This is a genomic window from Kitasatospora purpeofusca, from assembly GCF_036010405.1.
Classification (GTDB): domain Bacteria; phylum Actinomycetota; class Actinomycetes; order Streptomycetales; family Streptomycetaceae; genus Kitasatospora; species Kitasatospora purpeofusca.
The window spans coordinates 938,920-951,907 of the sequence record NZ_CP108561.1; the positions used below are offsets into that span (position 1 = coordinate 938,920).

At 72.5% G+C, this 12,988-nt stretch carries 11 protein-coding genes and 1 pseudogene; 9 read left to right on the forward strand and 3 right to left on the reverse strand.

The window, feature by feature from the left end; genetic code table 11:
• Positions 1-4 precede the first annotated feature (4 nt).
• The gene (locus OG715_RS04145) at positions 5-1,333 is read right to left on the reverse strand and encodes an alpha/beta fold hydrolase (protein WP_327064233.1); all 1,329 of its coding nucleotides are present in this window, start codon (positions 1,331-1,333) and stop codon (positions 5-7) included.
• 390 nt (positions 1,334-1,723) lie between these two features.
• Here OG715_RS04145 and OG715_RS04150 point away from each other — a divergent pair.
• Positions 1,724-3,013 (forward strand): annotated as a pseudogene (locus tag OG715_RS04150) (NF041680 family putative transposase); the annotation flags it as partial.
• Positions 3,014-3,053: 40 nt separating this feature from the next.
• Here the strand turns inward: OG715_RS04150 and OG715_RS04155 are convergent.
• Together OG715_RS04155 and OG715_RS04160 are read right to left on the reverse strand one after the other, a co-directional pair.
• Positions 3,054-4,484 (reverse strand): transposase, encoded by a 1,431-nt coding sequence (locus tag OG715_RS04155; protein WP_327063443.1) that lies wholly within the window; start codon positions 4,482-4,484, stop codon positions 3,054-3,056.
• A gap of 342 nt (positions 4,485-4,826) precedes the next feature.
• Positions 4,827-6,176, reverse strand: coding sequence for an MATE family efflux transporter (locus OG715_RS04160; RefSeq protein ID WP_266277299.1), 1,350 nt, complete (start codon positions 6,174-6,176; stop codon positions 4,827-4,829).
• 222 nt (positions 6,177-6,398) lie between these two features.
• On the opposite strand from OG715_RS04160, the gene OG715_RS04165 reads away from it, so the two are divergent.
• The 8 genes from OG715_RS04165 to OG715_RS04200 all read left to right on the forward strand — a co-directional run bounded on the left by OG715_RS04165 (position 6,399) and on the right by OG715_RS04200 (position 12,943).
• Complete coding sequence (locus OG715_RS04165; RefSeq protein ID WP_266277298.1) at positions 6,399-6,941, forward strand: PadR family transcriptional regulator; 543 nt, start codon at positions 6,399-6,401, stop codon at positions 6,939-6,941.
• Positions 6,942-7,231: 290 nt separating this feature from the next.
• On the forward strand, positions 7,232-8,035 hold the full coding sequence (locus tag OG715_RS04170) for a class I SAM-dependent methyltransferase (RefSeq protein ID WP_407661091.1): 804 nt from the start codon (positions 7,232-7,234) through the stop codon (positions 8,033-8,035).
• A 163-nt stretch (positions 8,036-8,198) separates the two neighbouring features.
• Positions 8,199-9,161, forward strand: a complete 963-nt coding sequence (locus tag OG715_RS04175; RefSeq protein ID WP_266277294.1) for an acyltransferase domain-containing protein — start codon at positions 8,199-8,201, stop codon at positions 9,159-9,161.
• A gap of 176 nt (positions 9,162-9,337) precedes the next feature.
• On the forward strand, positions 9,338-10,222 hold the full coding sequence (locus OG715_RS04180; protein WP_266277292.1) for an isocitrate lyase/PEP mutase family protein: 885 nt from the start codon (positions 9,338-9,340) through the stop codon (positions 10,220-10,222).
• Complete coding sequence (locus tag OG715_RS04185; protein ID WP_266277290.1) at positions 10,219-10,557, forward strand: hypothetical protein; 339 nt, start codon at positions 10,219-10,221, stop codon at positions 10,555-10,557. Before OG715_RS04180 ends, OG715_RS04185 begins: the two co-directional genes overlap by 4 nt.
• Entirely contained in the window at positions 10,554-11,657 is a 1,104-nt protein-coding gene (locus OG715_RS04190) for a bile acid:sodium symporter family protein (RefSeq protein WP_266277289.1), read from the forward strand. The genes OG715_RS04185 and OG715_RS04190 overlap by 4 nt, the downstream gene beginning before the upstream one ends.
• Before the next feature lie 154 nt (positions 11,658-11,811).
• Positions 11,812-12,333 (forward strand): hypothetical protein, encoded by a 522-nt coding sequence (locus OG715_RS04195; RefSeq protein ID WP_266277288.1) that lies wholly within the window; start codon positions 11,812-11,814, stop codon positions 12,331-12,333.
• Between the two features lie 178 nt (positions 12,334-12,511).
• Entirely contained in the window at positions 12,512-12,943 is a 432-nt protein-coding gene (locus tag OG715_RS04200) for a hypothetical protein (protein ID WP_266277287.1), read from the forward strand.
• Positions 12,944-12,988: the final 45 nt, after the last annotated feature.

Genomic DNA, 12,988 nt, shown 5'->3' on the forward strand with positions numbered 1-12,988 from the left:
GGTTTCAGCCCTGCCGACCTGTTTCGACGATCTTCATGACGAACGGCGTGGAGTTGTTGCCGAGGTGGAGGATGTCGTCGATGCTGCTGACGCTGACCCGTCCGCCGGTCAGATTCCCGAGAGGAGCATCCTCGGAGACCCTGACCGGGACGAGTGCGGTGGCGCTGTCGTCAACGTTGAGGCCGGCCGGGAAGACGCATCGGACGGTCCAGACGCCGAGCAGGCCCTGCGTCGCCTGGCAGTCCTCGGGGAAGTAGGGCTCCTCGGGTGTCACGCCGCGCGGCAGGCGGACACTGACGGTGAAGCTGTTCGCGGTCTTCTGGGGGCCTCCGTTGGCGACGAAGCCGTGCACCGTTGTCGAACCGCCCGGCGTAGCCGGGTCCGGGCCCGGGCCGGCGCCCGCCCACCTGCGGGTTACCGGGGCTCTGTACGCTCCCGTGCCGCGTCCGTCGGCCCACCTCGACCTGCCCCAAGACCAATCGTTCGACAGGCCCAGGCGGGTACCGACGGCGTCCCGCACGAATCGCCGCAGGTGCGCACGCACCTCGTCGGGCCGCTCCAGCCAGGGCTCGTGCCCCGCGCCCTCGATCCGGGTCAGCGGCACGCCCAGCTGGAGCGCGAGCGACTCAAGTGCCGACACCGGACGGGGGTCGTCGACCCCACCGAGGATCTCCGTCCGAGCGGGCAGGCGTGTGCACAGGTCGGCAAGGTGCCCGTCGAGCGGATCGGCGCGTCCTTCCGCGCCGAGTTCGGCGTTCATGGACCAGTTGACCGGTCGCCGCCGCCGGGCACCCTCGGCCGCCCAGCGCCACCCGCGTTCGGGATCGGAGTGGTCGGTGAACCACGCGAGGGTGAGCAGCTCGACCTCCTGCTCCTCCGTGCGCTGCGGCAACTCCTCCAGCTCACGGAGCCGTTGCTGCTGGGCCGCGGACATCCGACGGCCGCGCTCCGCTCGGTCCTCGGTCCGCCAGTCACCGACGAACGGCCCGCACATCAGCAGCACGGCGCGCACCCGGCCGGGGTACCGCAGACAGAACCGGCTCGCCAGACCGGTGCCGTAGGAGTGCCCGATCAGCACGGCCTCGGACAGCTCCCACGCGTCGAGGAGTTCGGCGAGGTCCTCGACGTGCCGGGCAAGGGAGTGCCGCCCCTGCCACGGGGGCCGCCCCGTGCCGCGCTGGTCGTAGCGGTACACGGGCGCGAGGTCCGCGACCATGGGGGCGATGCCGTCCAGGTAGTCCGGCAGCCCGGGACCACCGTGGAGCAGGACCACGGCCGGCCGCCGAGTCGTGTCCCCCAGGCCCTTCCAATGCACCTGCGCGCCGTCGGTCATCGACACGAGGCCTTGCGTCTCCGTGTCACCGCCAGGAGGTTACCGGCGTCGCCGATGCTCCGCCAAGGTCGGTCGTCGGGTCAGGAGGTCGGCCCGGGACGGCCGGTGGGTCAGGATCAGCGGCGGACGAAGCAGGTGGCGGTGTCGCGGTTGCCGAGGTACAGCACGCCCGGCCGCCGGTAGGCACACAGGGAGATCGATCGATCGCATACATCTCAAGCAGACGCGTTCCGCTCGCTCAACCGGATTTCTGACGCCTCCTCAGCTTGGCGTTTAACCTCGCAGGTCACCCGACCTGCTGATCTGCGGTTCTTCCCGGGACAGCGGAGGCGGCCGTTCTCCACGCTTCGAGATGTCGAGTCACGAAGCACGAGAGAACGGCCGCTGCCTATGAGTCTCCCGGTCGATGCGCCCGAAAGTGCGGCATTGGACGTCTTGTCCCGCTTTCGGGTCGAGTTCTACGACTGTCTTTACGCCCGCCAGGACGCGCTCTTCGAGCTCACCGACGCGGTGCTGTGTACGGACGGGCCGGTGAAGACGCTGGTCGAGCTGTCGCTGGCCATCGAGCATCGGCGCGGGCACGGAGCCCTGTACGCCGCGCTGGACCGGGGTTGGTGCGAGCCCGCCCGCCTGCGCCGCACCCTGGCCGGCCTGCCGCTGCCCCGCGCGGCCGACGGGCGGATCGTGCTGGCCGTTGACGTGAGCAACTGGCTCCGGCCCGACGCCCCCACCAGCGACGACCGGCTGTTCTGCCACGTCTACGGGCGCGGGGGCCGCAGCAAGGACCAGTTCGTGCCCGGCTGGCCGTACTCCTTCGTCGCGGCCCTGGAGACCGGCCGGACTTCCTGGACCGCGCTGCTGGACGCCGTGCGCCTCGGGCGGGCGGATGACGCGACCGCAGTCACCGCCGACCAACTTCGCGACGTGGTAACCAGGTTGGGACAGGCCGGGCAGTGGCACGACGGCGACCCCGAGATCTGGGTCGTCATGGACTCCGGCTACGACGTCGCCTACCTGTCCCACGCCCTTGCGGACCTGCCGGTCGTGCTGGTCGGGAGACTGCGCTCGGACCGCGTGATGCTCCGCGACGCCGGGCCCGCCCGCTCCGGCCCGAAGGGCGGCCGGCCTCGCAAGCATGGCGGCGTCCTGTCCTTCGCTCGGCCCGACAGCTGGCACGAACCCGAGATCACCACGGCCACCGACACCACCCGCTACGGCAAGGCCGAGGCGATGGCCTGGGACCGGATGCACCCCCGGCTCACCCACCGCGGCCCCTGGCTGGACCTGGCCGAGGAGGAACTGCCCATCCTTCACGGTACGTTGATGCGCCTCAAGGTGGAGCGCCTGCCGGGCGACCGCGACCCGAAGCCGGTCTGGCTCTGGGTCTCGTCAACCGCCGCCACGCCGGCGGACGTGGACCGCTGGTGGCAGGCGTTCCTTCGCAGATTCGATCTCGAACACACCTTCAGGCTGATGAAGCAGACCCTCGGCTGGACCGCTCCGAAGATCCGCCACGCCGACAGCGCCGACCTGTGGACCTGGCTGGTCATCGCCGCCCACACCCAGCTCCGTCTCGCCCGCCCGCTCGCCGAAGACCTACGCCGCCCCTGGGAACGGTCGCCTGGGCCCCGCCGTCTGACCCCCGCCCGGGTCCGGCGCGGGTTTCGAAACATCCGCGCGACCGCGGCGAGGCTGTCGCACGGCTTCCCCCGTCCGCGAGTCAAGAGCGCGATTTCGTGGTGCCGACAAGGAGTTTGCTGAGGTTGTGGACGGTGCCGAGGAGCTTGATCTCGGTGTCGACAGCTCGGCGTCCGCGGTAGTTGAGGTGTCGGCCGAACCGCTGGAAGAGCTGGGCGAAGCCAGGCTCGACGAGAGCGCTGCGCTGGCGGTACCGGGCCCGGCCGGCCGGGGTCGCCAGGCGGTCGGCCATGGGTTGTTGGCCGGCGGGGGCGGTCTGGCGCTTCGCGGGGAAGCCTGCCTGGTCAGCCTCGCTGGTGACCGAGACCAGCAGCGGCAGGTCGGCGAGCTCCTCGAAGGAGGCGGCGCTGGCGTATCCGCTGTCCGCGAGCCAGAGCAGGATGTCGCCCGCCAGACCTGCCGCGCGCTGGTTCTCCTGGGTCTTCCTGACCATCGGGATCAGTGCGGTGCGGTCCGAGGGGTTGTCGTGGAGGTCGATGGCCAGCAGGATCTGGCGGCGCGCGCAGACGATCTGCAGGTTGTATCCCTGCAGGTAGCCGCCGTGCTTGCCCAGTTGTAGCCGTGAGTCCGGATCGCTCAGGCTGGCGACGGCGGTCGGGGAGGGCATCGGCTCGGGGCTGCTTGCCCGCTCCAGGTGAGCGAGGGCCTTCGCCAGTCGGGCCCGCTGCCGGACCAGGACCGTCTTGTTCTCCATGGGCACGGGCGGTCGACCGTTGGCGGCCCGGCGCCCTGCCTCCCGGTCGGCCTCGGTCCGTGCTTGGTACTTCCTCAGTTTCTCCTGATGGGCCGCAGTCTCCGCGGTCAACCGCTCCTCCGCGCGGGCCACGATGCGTTCGGCTGCCTGAACCTTGATCCTTATCTCGTTGGCGGACGGCAGGGCGCGTTGGTGGAGCCGGTCCCGGGCCGTGCGAGCCCTGGCGAGCAGGTCACACAGGCGTGACATCCTCGGCCAGTCGTCACGCTGGGGCTCGTCGTCGGCGTCCGTAGCGTCGCGGGTCTCGACGCGCCGGGCATGGTCGCGCGCGTCGTCCATGAGCGCGCTGATCTCGTCCTCGCACCGGGCGATGACGGTCTCGAGACGCGGCAACTGCTTGTTGGAGTCACGGGACGCGTTCGCGTCCATCGGCGAGCCATCCACCGCGACCGCCGACAGATCGACCAGCCCACGACTGCCACACAGGGCCAGCACCTGCACGAACAGCCGGGTCAGCGCGTCGCGGTGACGCTGGACGAACCGTGCGACGGTGGAATGGTCCACGGCGCGGTTCGCGGTGATGATCCGGCAGCCCAGATCGTCCCAGCAGGCCCGTTCGATGCCGCGCGAGGAGCGTATGCCCTTGCTGTAGCAGTAGAAGATCAGCGCCACCAAGGCGGCTGGCGGGTAGGCGACGCCGCCCTGCCCGTCGGCACGATAGCCGCCCTCGAAGGCCGAGAGGTCGAGCCCTTCGACCACCTCAAGCACTCTCCAACACAAGTGCCCTGGCGGCAGCCACTCCCGGGCACTCTTCGGCATCTCAAGATCACGTTCGCGGTCGCACAGCAGGAAGTTCCGCCCCACCGATCCAGACTCCAACGTCCCCACGACGACTTGAACCGAACATCGAATCGCTCTTGACTCGCGGACGGGGGAAGCCGTGCGACAGCCTCCGGCCCGTCCGGCGGCCGCACCGAAACCGTCCCGGCCAGGGCCGGGACGGCCCGCAGGCTCGAAGAACAAGAACCGCGCCAAGCACCACGACGTCGGCAAGACCGTGAAACGCGCCGAATCGATCAAGGATCACCAAGCGCAGCGAGGTTAAACGCCAAGCTCAGATCCGATCCGGCCCGGTACGTCCCCGGTGGCACCGGCCCGGCGGCGGGACAGCGGGAGCAGGAGCAGCGCGAGTTGGACCAGCGCTCCGATCGTCATACCGACCCAGAGGCCGCGGACACCGAACCGACCCGACAGGACCGCGCCGGAGGCGAGCTGGGCGGTGAGGCCGACCAGCACCGCGACCACCGGCCGCCGTCCGGCGCCGGCCGCCTGGTGCACCCCGCCGAGGGCGACCACCAGCGCATAGGGCAGCAGGTAGAGGCCGGACATCCGGAGAAAACCGACGGCCTCGCCGGCCACCGCCGGGTCCTCGGTGAACAGCGCCGTCACCGGTCGCGCGGCCGCCGCGCAGAGCAGGGCCGCGCCCGCGCCGAGCGCCCCGGCCAGCCGGGCCGTGTCGCGGGCGAGGGAGCGCACGGCGGCGGCGGGGTCGACTCCGGCCCGCCCGGCCGCGCCGGTCAGCCGGGCGGCCTCGATGGCGGCGGCCTGCCGGACGGCGTAGAAGGCCATGGTGACGATCAGCAGGACGCGGTAGCCCACCCCGTACCCGGCCACCGCCGGCACACCGAAGGCCGCGACCAGGCCGAGCTGGACCGTCCCGACGCCCATCCGCGCGGTGAAGTCCAGGCCGAACGGCGCGCCGGTCGCGGTGATCGCGCGCCCCTCCGCGAGCAGCCCGCCCGCCGGGGCCGGCAACCGGTGGCGGCGGCGGAGCAGGGCGGTGACGGCGAGGGCGACCGCCCGGGAGGCGGTCAGCGCCAGCGCCGCGCCGGTCACGCCGAGCGCCGGGAACGGGCCGGGGCCGAGGATCAGCAGCGGGTCCAGGACGAGCAGCAGGGCGTTGCCGAGCAGGGCCGTCCGCAGCGGCGTCCGGGTGTCGCCGACGCCCTTGAACAGCTCGTCGGCGATCCGCTGGGCGAAGAACAGGGCGAAGGCCGGGAAGGCCACGGTGAACCAGTCGGCGGCGAGCGCGGCGGCCTCGCCGTCCAGGAAGGCGGCGGCGATCCGGTCCCTGGCCAGGAAGCCGGGGACGGCGATCAGGAGGCTGCCGAGCGCGCAGAGCCGCCACGCGGCCCGGGCGACCCGACCGGCCCCGGCCCGGTCGCCGGCACCGCGGGCGTGCGCCAGCCGCACGGTGGTGCCGGAGGCGACCACCAGGACCAGGCCGAGCAGCAGGTTCTCCACGGTGCCGGCCAGGGTGACGGCGGCCACCGCCGGTGCGCCCAGCCCGGCCACCCAGTAGGCGCCGACGACCGAGGCAACCACCCCAGAGAGCAGTTCCCCGTAGACCGGTCCCGCCAGTGCCACGAGCCGTGGCAGGTGCCCCCGCATGCTTCCTCCACTGTCCCCGTCGGCCCTCGGCGTCGACGACCTCGACCGCCTCGACGACCTCGCTTGCTCGCTTGCCTCGAATAGAGATACATCGAATCGATGCATCTCGACAAGAGGTATCGTGGCGCCGTCACGGAACGCGCGGCCACGGACTGCCGACCGCCGGTCCGGACCGGAGCGCCGACGACGGCGGAACGCCACGACGACGGAGGACCCCCGACCGTGCTGACGCTCGCGATCCTCGGTTTCCTGCACGACGAGCCGCTGCACGGCTACCAACTGAAGGCCCTGATCACCGACCTGACCGGCCACGTCCGGCCGGTCAGCGACGGCGCGCTCTACCCCGCGATCGCCCGGCTGGAGAAGGCCGGACTGCTGCTGCGGCGCACCGAGCCGGGCACCGGGGCCGCCCCCCGACAGGTCCTGGAGCTGACCGCCGAGGGGCGCGCCGAGCTGGAACGGCGGCTGGCCGAACCGACCGAGGTCGAGATCTCCGACCAGATCCGCTTCTTCACCGTCGCCACCTTCCTGGACCGCCTGGCCGACCCGGCCCGGCAGGCCGCCGTCCTCGCAAGACGGCTCGCCTTCCTGGAGGCGCCGAGCAGCTTCTTCTACGACGCCGACGGGCTCCCCGTCACCGCCGAGCGGGAACCCAACCCGTTCCGGCGCGGCATCCTGCTGGTCGCCCGGGCCTCCGGCGCGGCGGAGCGGGCCTGGCTGACCGAGACGATCGCCGAACTGGAACGCGACGTTCCGAACGCCTGATCGGACTACCGGAACCCTTGCTTCCCGAGGGGCTCCCGCCGCCCCGACGGGTGGCTATGATGACCGCCACCCCCGCGGCCGGTCCGTCCGGAATCCCGGCGCCGCCGCGCGTGGCCAGGTCACGGGCCGATCCCGACCCGCGCCGTCCGCACCCGAGGGAGACCCCCGTGCCCAGTGCCGACATCGCCGCCGCCGCGGACACCGCGCCCACCGCGACCGCCGCCGGCGCCGACCGGTCCGCGACCGGCCCCGAACCGGGCGCGCCCCGCCCCGCCGCGCGCCGGGAGGACATCCCCGGCTGGTTCTTCCGGCTGGACCAGGAGGCCTTCGGGCACCTCCTCACCGCCCAGAGCGCGGCCGGCACCACCGGCGACATCCTCGAACTCGGCAGCTACCTGGGGCGCAGCGCCGTCCTGCTCGGCGGCCACCTGCGGCCGGGCGAGCACCTGACGGTCTGCGACCTGTTCGACTCGGAGGCGGGCGACGCCGACAACGCCGCCGAGATGACGATGTCCTACCGGGCCTCGCTCACCAGGAGCGGCTTCGAGGCGAACTACCTGGCGTTCCACCCGGAGCTGCCGACCATCGTGCAGGCGCCGACCTCGGTGCTGGCCGACGGCCGGGTCCCGGACGGCAGCTGCCGCTTCGTCCACATCGACGCCTCCCACCTCTACGAGCACGTGGCCGGGGACATCGAGGTGGCGCGGCGGGCGCTGTCCGGGGACGGCCTGGTCGTGCTGGACGACTACCGCTCGGAGCACACGCCCGGTGTGTCGGCGGCGGTCTGGCAGGCGGTGTTCACCGGTGGGCTGCGGCCGGTACTGCTGACGCCGATGAAGTTCTACGGGACGTGGGGCGATCCGGAGCCGGTCCGGCGGGCACTGCTGGCGCGCGACTGGCGGGCCGAGGGGTTCACGGTGGACGAGGACACCATCGCCGAGGCGTCGGTGCTGCGGCTCAACAACGCGGTCCGTCCGGCGGCGCGGCGCTCCGGCGTGCGTCGGCTGCTGCTCGACCTGCTGCCGCCGGTCGCCACCCGGTCGGTCCGGCGGGCGCTGGGCACGCTGCGGACGTGGCGCAGGCCGGGCGCGTAGCGGACGCGGCGGGCGCGGCGGGGCCGCCGATAGGGTCGCCCGGTCGGGTCCGCCGACCGGGCGGGCCGGGCACCGCACCCGTGGAGGGCCCGAAGTGCCGTCGAGAACGCCCGTTCCGCCGCAGCCGCCGCACGTCCCCGAGTCCGCTCCGCCCGCTCGGCCCGTGCAGCTTTCACAGCTGCCGAAGCTGCCCGAGCCGCCCGAGCTGCCTGAGCTGCCGTCGGACGAGGACCTGGTCGAGGCGCTGCTCGGGCTCGCGGTGCCGTTCGAGGAGGTGAACGGCCTGCTGTCGGCCCGGACCCGCCTGGACCGCGACCGGGGCCTGCGGACGTTCTTCGAGGAGATGCTGCGCACCCAGGCCGAGGCCGTGGGAACGCTCGGGCGACCGGCCGGGCTGGACCGTGACTGGGCCGCCTGGACGGCCGGCGGCGAGGGTCTCGCCACCCTGCTGTTCGTCGCGCTGGCCCCGCTCGCCCGGGCGCACCACCGGGCGCTCGGCATCCCGGCGGAGGTGACCGGGTCGACGCTGGCCGACCTCGGCCGACAACTCGCGGTCAGCCGGTGGCGCGGCCGTACCGGACTGGGCAACGCGCGCTGGCTGACGCTGCACTTCCGGGGCGAGCTGTTCCAGCTCGGCCGCCTCCAGTTCCAGCGCACCCGGCCCACCGGCGCGGACGCCCCGGCGGCCCGGGCCGGGGGCGCCGACGGGTGGAGCCTGCAGCTGCACATCCCCGACCACTGCGGGCCGCTCTCCCCCGCGGCCTGCGACCGCGCGCTGGACCGGGCCCGGGCGTTCTTCCCCCGGCACTTCCCCGGGGAGCCGTACCGGAGCTGCCACATCTTCTCCTGGCTGCTCGATCCGCAGCTCGCCGACCGACTCCCGGCCGAGTCGAACATCGTCCGGTTCCAGCGGCGGTTCTCCCCGCTGGAACGGCCGGACCTGCCGAACCTGCCGGACCTGCCCTCGGCGCCCGAGGACAGCAATCCACTGAAATTCGTCTTCGGCGACATCGAACGGCCGTTGGAGTCCCTCCCTCGCGACACCGTCCTCCAGCGCGCCCTGGTCGACCATCTGCGGGCCGGCGGCCACTGGTACGTGCGGGGCGGCCGACTGCCGCTGGAATGAGCATTCCGATAAATCAGATCGGACTCACTCCAACGAGGGAACATCCATTAAAGATTTGCCCACGGAACATTAAAGAGCGCATAGTGATGATGCCTCAGTTCGCCATAGGGATGGCCAACTTTAGGCAAAGTTCCGTGCATGTCGCGCACGGATCCCCGGCACGCGAGGAGATGGCGTTGCGTCACGAAAACCTTCACGACGGCTACGGGCAGCGGCTGCGCGAGCGGATCACCGCCCCGGGGACGGCCCCGCTCATCGGCGTCTACGACATGTACTCCGCCTCCATCGCGGCCGAGCACTACGACGGCATGTTCGTCTCCGGCTTCGGCTTCGCGGCCTCCTACTACGGACTGCCCGACATCGGCTTCATCGCCTGGCCGGACATGGTCGCCTTCGTCGAGCGACTGCGCGGCGCCTTCCCCCGGCACCATCTGCTGGTCGACATCGACGACGGCTACGTCGACCCCGAGGTGGCCTGCCATGTGGTGCGGCGGCTGGAGCGGATCGGTGCCTCGGGCGTCATCCTGGAGGACCAGAAGCGGCCGCGCCGCTGCGGCCACGCCGACGGCAAGCAGGTCCTCCCCCTCGACGAGTACCTGGAGAAGCTGGACCAGGTCCTCGCGACCCGCACCGATCTGGTCGTCGTCGCCCGCACGGACGCCACCGAGGAGGCCGACATCCTGCGCCGGGCCGAGGCCCTCGCCGCCACCGAGGCGGACGTGGTCCTGGTCGACGGCGTGCGCAGCGAGGAGTGGATCCGGAAGATCCGCCGGGTGGTGGGCGACAAGCCGCTGCTGTTCAACCAGATCGCCGGCGGCAAGTCGCCCCGACTGTCGCTCTCCGAGCTGGGCACGCTCGGGGTGGACGTGGCCATCTACAGCACCCCCTGCCTGTTCGCCGCCCACCGGGCGATGGACGAGGCCCTCGCCGGCCTCAAGTTCGCGGACGGCCGGCTGCCGGCCGAGGCCGGGGGCCGCCAGCCGGTCGGCGTCCGCGAGTCGACCGAGCTGCTGGAGCGCAACATCGCCCGGGTCCGGACGCGTGAGGAGGTGGGCGTATGACGCTCCGGGCGCCCGGTCCGGTCGTTCCGGCTCCGGCGGGGGTGTCCTCGCGCCGGGGCCGCCACCGGGTGCTGGCCGTCGGGCTGGCACTGGCGGCCTGGGCCCTGCTCGGCTGCGCCGTCCCGGGGGTGGCCGTCGGGGCGGGCAGTCTCCTCACCGTGATCGACAACTCCGGGGCGGACTCCATCGTCGAGATCGACCGGACGGCCGATCTCCTGATCGGGCACGGGTCCGCCGGCAGCGACCACGACGGTTCGACCTCCCTCGCACCCGGCCTGCTGGGCCTCACCGGAAGCACCACCGCGCCCCCGGCAGCGGAGGAGGACGAGGAATGACCACGGTCCGTCAGCACCGGCCGCCGCCCCCGCCGGAGGCGCCGCGCCCTCCGCCGGGCAGCGGAGAACGGCGGCGGCCGTGGTGGCGGGTGCTCGACCCCTACGTCGCCGCGCTGGCCGGGGCGGTGGCCCTGGCCGCGCTGCTCCCCGCCTCCGGGCGGGCGGCGCACTGGGCCGAGCTGGCCTGCGAGTTCGCGGTGGGGCTGCTCTTCTTCCTGTACGGGGCGCGGTTGTCCACCCGGGAGACGGTCGCCGGGCTGCGGCACCTGCGGCTGCACGGCCTCGTCCTGGCCTGCACCTTCGTCCTGTTCCCCGTACTCGGCCTGGCCGTGACGGCGCTGGCCCCGGTGACGGGCACCGGGCCGCTGCGGACCGGCGTGCTGTTCCTCTGCCTGGTGCCGTCCACCGTCCAGTCCTCGGTGGCCCTGACCGGCGTCGCCCGGGGGAACGTCCCGGCCGCGATCTGCGCCGGCACCTACTCCAGCCTGGCGGGTCTGCTGCTGACGCCGCTCCTCGCAGCCTGGCTGCTGGGAACGGGCGCGGCCCTCTCGGCCGACGGACTGCTGCGGATCTGCGCCCAACTGCTCGCGCCCTTCGTTGCGGGCCAGCTGCTGCGCCCCTGGATCGGCGGCTTCCTGGGCCGCCACCGCCGGGCGCTCGCGCCGGTCGACCGGGGATCGATCCTGCTGGTCGTGTACACCGCGTTCAGCGGCGCGGTCGAGCAGGGTGTGTGGGCCACCGTCACACCGGTCGCACTGCTCGCACTGCTGGCGGTCCTGCTGCTCCTACTGGCAGCCGCACTCGCCGCCGCCCGGCTCGGCGCGCGGGTACTGGGCCTGGATCGCGCCTCCGGCATCGCGGCGGTGCTCTGCGGCTCCCAGAAGAGCCTGGCCGCCGGACTGCCGATGGCCACCGTCCTGTTCGGCCCCCAGGCGGGTCTACTGGTGCTGCCGCTGATGATGTACCACCAGTTGCAGTTGGTGGCCGGCGCGCTCCTGGCCGGGCGGTGGTCCCGGACCCCGGACGGGGAACCGGCTGCCGCAGGTCAGGCGACCGAGGAGGGTTCGGGACTCAACACGAGTATGACAAAGGCATATTGACGTTCAGTCAGGTTGCCTGAAGACTGGCACGGCCCTGGCGCGGCACCGTCCCCGGCGCCGCCGCCCCGGAGTGTTCCGCTCGTACATGTCACTTCTTCACAGCCCCGCCACCGGAGCATCCGGCTCCGCGCGCGGGCGGTCCAAGGAGACAGCCATGAGCAACGACACCCGCCCCTTCGTCCGACGCGCCGCCCTCGGCGCCTTCGCAGCGGCCCTGGCCGCCCTGGTGGTGCCGAGCGCCCCCGCGCACGCGGCCACCGCGCACCCGGCCGTCACCCTGGCCAAGCCGGGCAACGGCGCCGGCGTCCTGACCCTCACCGTCCCCGCCACCCTCCCCGGGGCCGCGCCGCTGACGATCGACTGCACCGTGACCCCGTCGACCCCCTTCCGCTACTACGGGGGCCCTTACGGCGGAGGGGAGGAGGGCCTCGCGACCGTCGAGTGCTCGGCCGTCGTCTACAAGATCCAGGTCGATGTGGCGCTCTACTACAACGGCTCCCAGGTCACCTACAACTCCAAGTCCGCGTACAACGCGCTGATCGCGACCGCCGACACCGAGTACCCGCTGAAGCAGGGCTCGTACCAGACCGGCGCGCGGGCGACCATCACGACGGTCCTCGGCGGCACCCCGGTGACCAGCCCCATCTACGGGAGCGCGGTCGTCACCCTGCCGTGAGCCCGGATCCGGCCTCCTCCACGGCGCCGCGCCGCTGACCGAGCGGCAGCCCGCGCCCCCACCGGGCGCGACCAGGACCCGTGACAGCAGCCGCCGGTGGGGCCCCACCGGCGGCTGCTGTCGGGCCCACTCGATGGTGGGCTCACCAACGGCCGGGCGAGCCGATAGGTTGCTCACCATGGCACTGGCACAGGTGATCCTCGCATCAGGACGCTCGGTCGAACTCTCCGTCCTCCGTATGGCGGAGACCTACGACGGACTGCTGATGGGGTACCCGACCCGGGAGATGAACGACGGGATCGTGGCGGAGGCGGTCGAGCAAGCGGAGAAGGACTACCCTTCGTTTCCTGTGCACCTGGTGGAGCCGCCCCGGGAATCGCACGAGATCCGGCGGCCCACCTTCGGCCCGATGGAACAGCTTCCCCGTGTCCTGTGTACGGGGTTCTTCACCTCCGAACCGGTGAACCCGGAGTTGGATTCCGTCCTCCACTTCTCCCGCCTCGTCGTGGTGTGGTTCCAGGCCGATTCCGCCCTGCCGTCGCCCGGGACGGCAACCCCCGGGCTGTGCGATGTCCCGTGGGACGCGAAGGCGGACGACCGCGAGGTCTAGGGCCGACATCGGACACAGCACCACCGCCCCGGCACCCTGTGGCCG